The organism is Massilia terrae (genome assembly GCF_024753145.1).
In the GTDB taxonomy this organism is placed as follows: Bacteria; Pseudomonadota; Gammaproteobacteria; order Burkholderiales; family Burkholderiaceae_D; genus Telluria; species Telluria terrae.
This window is the reverse complement of sequence record NZ_JANUGU010000019.1, coordinates 1-5,853: the sequence shown is the minus strand read 5'-3', so window position 1 is coordinate 5,853 and position 5,853 is coordinate 1. Positions and strand designations below refer to the sequence as shown.

The following is a 5,853-nucleotide window of genomic DNA, read 5'->3' as shown; positions in this document are numbered from 1 at the left end:
GCGACCCTTCATTTGCGCCGGTAAGTTCCAATCAACTCCGAGTGGGCGAGCACATGGTTTTGCATCGCCTTCTCCACCTGAGCCTTGCTTGGATGGCCGAGGTCCGGCAGCACGATGTCGAGCGCATACAGCTTGTGGAAGTAACGGTGCTGCCCCGCTGGCGGACACGGACCGCCATACGTGCTTTTCTTGAAGTCGTTCATGCCACTGAGAGTGCCGGGCGGCAGGCTTGCGGCCTGCACAGTTGCCGGCAAGCCGTTGGCCTGCGGCGGCAGGTTATACAGGACCCAGTGCACCCAGGTCATTTTCGGCGCGGCCGGATCGGGCGCGTCCGGGTCGTCGATGATCAGCACCAGGCTCTTCGTGCCCGCTGGCACACCCGTCCAGGACAAGGCGGGCGAGGTGTCCGCACCGTCGCAGGTGTGTACCGCGGGGATGCTGCCGCCAGAGTGGAAATCCGCTGCCGTCAATGTCAGGCTCATCGTTACGCTCCCTGAACAGTATTGAGGTTTGACCGCCGCCGTCGGCAAAGGTTGCCCCGTCGCTGATCCGGGCTTGGGGCACAATCGGCCTATTGGCATAATGGCAGTGTACATCCTTCAATCGGGAGAGCGCATGAACGAACAGGTGGCGCGCGACGTGGTGCTGGTTCGCGCAATCGAGACCAGTGACAGCGATCATGCGGTGTTGTCCGACGATGACCGCCATTACGCCAGCCGCAGCGCGCGCGAGCTGGCTGCGTGGCAGGCCGCCGACAGCAAGACCGCTGCTACGGTCGACCACTTCCTGCAGCAGCGCTCGGAGCTGATCCTCAAGCGGCTGGCCGAGCGCACGCCCGCATTCGCGAGCTTCGTGCGGCGCCGCCCGATCCTGCCCGCGCTGACCGCGCTGCTGCCGCTGCTTGGCCTGGTCGCCGGCGCGGCTCTCGACCGCATCGCCGATCCACACCGCGTCGACCTGCTATCCGCACCGCTGTTGCTGATCATCGGCTGGAACCTGCTGGTGTACCTGATCCTGTTTGCCTGGTTGTTCGTGCCAGGCGGCGCGACCGGTTGGGTGCGTCCCGCGGCGCTGCGGCGCCTCAGCGTCGGCAAGGCCGCGTTGCCGCGCAAGCTCGCGCCCGCGCTGTCGGCGGGACTGCTGCGCTTCATGGATGACTGGACCGCGCTGTCGTCGAAGCTGACGCGCGCCCGGCTGAGCCGCGCCATCCACCTGGCCGCGGCCTGCTTCGCGATCGGCGCCGTGCTGTCGCTGTATGCGCGCGGGCTGCTGACCCAATACGCCGCCGGATGGGAGAGCACCTTCCTCGATGCGCGGCAGGTGCACGCACTGCTGTCGTTCCTGTTCGCGCCCGCCATGCTGGTTTTCCCGATCCAGGGCTTCTCGCTCGCCGACATCGAAGCGCTGCGCTTCGCGCCTGGCGCCTCCGCTGCGGACGGCGCCCGCTGGGTCCACTTGTACGCTGCGACGCTGGCGATCCTCGTGATCGTGCCGAGACTTGTGCTGGCTGGCTTTGCCCATTGGCGCGCACGCCGGCTGCAGCGCCGTTTTCCGCTTGACTTGTCGGGGCCGTATTTTGCATCGCTCGCCCAGCACGCAGGGGCCGCCGGCCCGGCGGTGCTGCGCGTGATCCCCTACAGCTTCACCGTCGATGCGCCGCGCGACCAAGGTCTTGGCACGCTTGCCCGGGCCGCGCTTGGCGATAACGCGCAGCTGATGTTGCGGCCTTCTTGCCCCTACGGTGAAGATCCCGACAAGTTCCTGCATGACGAGACGCTGGGTGACTCCGGAGTAGCGCTGACGGCGGCCCTGTTCAGTCTCGCCGCCACGCCCGAGAACGAAAACCACGGCGCCTTCCTCGACTATCTTGTGCGCCGCAGCCCGCGCGCGCCGGCCGTCATCGTCGACACCTCTCCGTATGCCCAGCGCGACGACGCGCGCCTGGCGGAACGCAGCGCGCTGTGGCGCGAGTTCTGCCGCTTTCATCGCACCGAAGCCCAGTTCGTGAACCTGCTCGATCCTGGACATGCGCAACTCGATGCGCTGGTGCGCGCATGAATGCCGCGCCCGTCACCATCCAGTTCGCGCTGGTCTCGCACACCAACAACGGCAAGACGACGCTGGCGCGCACACTTACCGGTGTCGATGTCGGTGAAGTGCGCGATGCCGCCCACGTCACCGTATTCGCGGAATCGCATCCGCTGTTGACGACGAAGGAGGGCGACACGCTGGTGCTGTGGGATACGCCCGGCTTCGGCGATTCGGTGCGGCTGCTCAAGCGCCTCGCGATGTCGGGCAATCCCATCGGCTGGTTCATGCGCGAGGTGTTCGACCGCTACCGCGACCGTACCTTCTGGCTCAGCCAGCAGGCCCTGCGCGCGGCGCGGGACCAGGCTGACGTCGTGCTCTATCTCGTCAACTCGGCCGAGCAGCCGCGCGATGCCGGCTACCTGCCGCCCGAGATGAAGATCCTCGAGTGGCTGGGCAAGCCGGTCGTGGTGCTGCTCAACCAGATGGGGCCACCGCGTCCCGGTGCGGAAGAACTGGCCGAGCAGGAGCGCTGGCGCGACCACCTGGCGCAGTATCCCGCGGTGCGCTCGGTGCTCGCGCTGGATGCCTTCGCGCGTTGCTGGGTGCATGAACACGTGTTCTACGGCGCGATCGGGCAGCTCATCGAGCCTTCCAGGCGCGAGGCTTACGCGCGCCTGCAGGCGGCGTGGGAAGCGCACAACCTGCAGCGCTATCGCGCGGCCGTGCGGGTGATCGCAGCCCAGCTGGTTGACGCCACGCGCGACGGCGAACCAGTCGAGGTCAGGCAGGGCGGTCTTGTGCGCGCAGCCATGCAGTCGATCGGCCTGGCCAGAGACCGCGAGAAGGCCGAGCAGGCAGCGATGGCCGCGCTGGTCGAGCGCTTGAACACGCATATCGGCCGGACGACGACTGCGCTGCTCGCGCTGCACAAGCTCGACCCCGGTGAAGCGGCGAAGATCAATTCCCGCGTACGCGAGAACTTCGCGGTGCGCGCCCCGCTGGACAAGGCGCAGGCCGGGCTGCTTGGCGCCATCCTGTCGGGGGCGGCGACCGGTCTGTCGGCGGACCTGATGGCAGGTGGCCTGACCTTCGGCGGCGGCGCGCTCCTTGGTGCGATCGTGGGCGGGCTGACGATGGCCGGCGCGGCCTGGGGCTTCAATCGTGGTACTGATCGCGAACACCCGAGCGTGCAGTTCGCGGATGCCTTCCTGCACACGATGCTGGTCGGCGCGGTGCTGCGCTACCTGGCGGTCGCGCACTTCGGCCGCGGGCGCGGCAATTTCGTCGAGAGCGAGTCGCCGCCCTTCTGGCAGGTCGAGGTCGAAGCTGCGGTGGATGCCGACGACAGCGCGTTGTGGCAGCAGCTACGTTCCGCGCCGAGCCGCGATGAAGCGGTCGCCCTGCTGGTTCCGCGCCTTGGGCGCATCATCGACCGTGTGCTCGCGCGGCTGTATCCGCACGCTGCGCTTAACGGAACCGGTACTGCGCGGACAAGCCCATGACCCAGTTGCGCCGCGGCGCCGGCTCGTAATAGCGCTGGTTGCTGTCGCCCACGATCACGGAGCCGGCAAAGCTGCGGTCGAACAGGTTGTTCAGCCGCGCGAATTCCTTGATCGACCATGCGCCATACTGCTGGCGCGAATGGAGGCGCGCGCTGACGGTCGTGTAGCCCGGAGCGGGATGCGCCGCGTTGGCGTCGTCCGGATAGGCCCTGGCGCTGGCGAAGGTTTCGATCGCCGCATCGAGCAAGCCGCTGTCGTCCTTCCAGCCCGCGCTGGCAAACAGGCTCGCGTTCGGCACGCCCGGCAGCCGCGCGCCGGCCGGGACATTGCCGAAGCCTTCATCGTAGACCGCGCGCAGCAGCGTCGCCGCCAGCTGCCCGTTCCAGCCGCTGTCCTCGCCCGCGTGCAGCGAGAGCTCCATCCCCTGGCGCAGCGTGCGGCCGGCATTGCGATAGCTGGTGCGGCCGCCGGTGGAACTGTCGACCGCGAGCTCGTCGTGGGTGCGCACCTGGAAGACTGCGGCATCGATGCGAAGGTGGTCGGGCAGCAGCGCCTTCACGCCGGCTTCGACGTTCATGCTGGTGGACGGACGAAGGCGGAAATTGAAGCCGCCGCCGGCGCCCGAGTAGAACAGTTCGTTGAGCGTCGGCGTCTCGAATCCGCGCGCGGCGCTGGTGTAGACGTTCAGCTGCGGCGCCACTTTGTACAGGGCGCTGAGTAGCGGAGTCGTGCGCGCATAGCTCACGCGGCCGCTGTCGTCGCCGTTGGACAGGAAGCGGTCGCGCACGTCCACGTCCAGGCGCGTGTGGCGCAGGCCGGCGGTCAGGATCCAGCGACCACGCTGCCATTCGGACTGCAGGTAGGGATCGAGCGTGCGCAGGTCATCGGTTTCGTCGCGCCGAAGATTGCCGATGACGCCGAACTGTGTGCCGGCGAAGTTCTCGTAGCCGGCGCGGCGGTCGCGTGACGAACCATATTCGACGCCGATCGTGGTGCGCAGGGTTGCGCCATCGAGCGTGCGCGTGTCCTGCCAGTTGAGGTCGAGGCCATTGAAGTCGCGATCGAAGTCGACCACGCCGCCGGAACTGGAGGGCGAGGACTGGAACCCTTTCGAGAATGCCTGGAACTGCGTGACCTTGCGGTTTCCGCCGTAGAGCGTGAGGTGCAGGCTGTCCAGGCCGAAGCGGCGTTCGTATGCGAGGCCGGCCTGGGTGTGGCCGATGCTCTTGCGGGTGTTGTAGCGCTCCGCGAAGCAGCGCTGCGGCGATTGGGTATCGGCGGGGTCGGTCTCGCATGCGCGCGGATCGCGCTGGAAGGTCGCCCAGGTAGTGCCCAGCGGGTCCTGCGTATCCGGCTGGTGTAGCGAGTTCGCGATCAATGTCAGGCGGCTGTCCTTGTCCGGCCGTGTGACCAGCTTCGCGTAAGCCTGATCGCGTTCGGCCGCGCTGTGGCGGCGATAGCCGGCGGTCTCGAAATGCGAAGCGTCGAGCAGGAAGCCGACCGGGCCGGCCGTTCCTTCCGCGTTGACATCGGTCTTGCGGATGCCATCGCTGCCGGCGGCGGTCGTGACTCCGACGACGGCGTCGCCGCTCGGATCGCGCGTGAACAGCTGGATTACGCCGCCGGAGTGATTCCCGTACAGCGCGGAAAAGGGGCCACGCAGCACTTCGATGCGTTCGGCCATATCGAGGTTGAAGGTCGCGGCCTGGCCTTGGCCGTCGGGCATGGTCGCAGGGATGCCGTCGGTGAGCAGGTGTACGCCGCGCACGCCGAAAGCCGGGCGGGCGCCGAAGCCGCGTGACGAGATCTGCAGGTCTTGCGCATAGTTCTGCCGGTTCTGCACCACAATACCGGGCACGCTGTTGAGCGATTCGGAGACGTTCACGCGCAGCTGTGCATCCTGTATCTGCGCGGCATCGATCACGTCGACGGACGCCGCAAGGTCGAAGCTGCTGTGCTGCATCTTGCTGCCGCTGACCACCACGACCGGGGCAGGCTGTTGGGCGCCGCCATCCGCCGCCGCGGCGATCGCGGGCAGCACGAGAAGGTATTGAACGGCGAATGCGAGTGGCAACTTGCGGCGAAGCATATGGTTGATGGCCGTGGGCGTGGTCATTTCGACAGCGGACTATAGCGCAGATATGGATGAGCGCTCCGCGCGCTTCCGTGTATTTTGCGCATCGCAGCACAAAAGCCCTTGCGCACTGCTGAGCCGGTTTGCTATAGTTCGCGTCCGCTTCGATGACGCATCGAAAAGCCAAACGAAATCAAGTAGTTGAGCTTGGAGAGTCCTTCAGGAAACTGAAGCGAAGCAAAAAAA

General features: G+C 66.9%; 4 protein-coding genes. 2 read left to right on the top strand and 2 right to left on the bottom strand.

The annotated features are described in order from the left end of the window. Positions 1–8 precede the first annotated feature (8 nt). Positions 9–482, bottom strand: coding sequence for a YbhB/YbcL family Raf kinase inhibitor-like protein (locus NX778_RS24470; RefSeq protein ID WP_258814431.1), 474 nt, complete (start codon positions 480–482; stop codon positions 9–11). A 133-nt stretch (positions 483–615) separates the two neighbouring features. Here NX778_RS24470 and NX778_RS24465 point away from each other — a divergent pair, with 133 nt between their 5' ends. Both NX778_RS24465 and NX778_RS24460 read left to right on the top strand, forming a co-directional pair. Further along, entirely contained in the window at positions 616–2,058 is a 1,443-nt protein-coding gene (locus tag NX778_RS24465) for a DUF2868 domain-containing protein (protein WP_258814430.1), read from the top strand. Then, positions 2,055–3,533 (top strand): DUF3482 domain-containing protein, encoded by a 1,479-nt coding sequence (locus NX778_RS24460; RefSeq protein WP_258814429.1) that lies wholly within the window; start codon positions 2,055–2,057, stop codon positions 3,531–3,533. Before NX778_RS24465 ends, NX778_RS24460 begins: the two co-directional genes overlap by 4 nt. Here the strand turns inward: NX778_RS24460 and NX778_RS24455 are convergent. Further along, positions 3,499–5,649, bottom strand: coding sequence for a TonB-dependent receptor family protein (locus NX778_RS24455; protein WP_258814428.1), 2,151 nt, complete (start codon positions 5,647–5,649; stop codon positions 3,499–3,501). The genes NX778_RS24460 and NX778_RS24455 overlap by 35 nt on opposite strands. Positions 5,650–5,853 lie beyond the last annotated feature (204 nt).

Excerpts from the sequence above, each read along its gene's own strand:
- NX778_RS24455 (WP_258814428.1), bottom strand. The coding sequence starts at position 5,649 with ATGACCACGCCCACGGCCATCAACCATATGCTTCGCCGCAAGTTGCCA.
- NX778_RS24465 (WP_258814430.1), top strand. The coding sequence starts at position 616 with ATGAACGAACAGGTGGCGCGCGACGTGGTGCTGGTTCGCGCAATCGAG.
- NX778_RS24470 (WP_258814431.1), bottom strand. The coding sequence starts at position 482 with ATGAGCCTGACATTGACGGCAGCGGATTTCCACTCTGGCGGCAGCATC.
- NX778_RS24460 (WP_258814429.1), top strand. The coding sequence starts at position 2,055 with ATGAATGCCGCGCCCGTCACCATCCAGTTCGCGCTGGTCTCGCACACC.